The 240-nt window shown below is 50.8% G+C and carries 1 pseudogene; it reads right to left on the reverse strand.

The window, feature by feature from the left end:
• A pseudogene (locus QVO39_RS03320) lies at positions 1–240 on the reverse strand (hypothetical protein); the annotation flags it as partial.

Here is a 240-nt window from a genome sequence, read left to right on the forward strand (position 1 = left end):
GGATGCGCTTGCGCTTCCTTTGCGACGACTTCTTCTTCTCATCAAATGAAGAGAGGTCAATCTTACCCACTACCTTAATCTCCACCTCAGGAGTCGTGAGCAACTTAACGTTGTCATCTTTAGGCTCTTCTGCTTTGTCAGATATAGCCTCGGGTGCCTCCTTCTTAGGGGTCTCAGCCTTAGGAGCCTCGGTCTTAGGCGCCTCCTTCTTAGGGGTCTCCACCTTAGGAGCTTCCTTCT

This window comes from Porphyromonas sp. CAG:1061 (assembly GCF_000435035.1).
Taxonomy (GTDB): domain Bacteria; phylum Bacteroidota; class Bacteroidia; order Bacteroidales; family Porphyromonadaceae; genus Porphyromonas_A; species Porphyromonas_A somerae.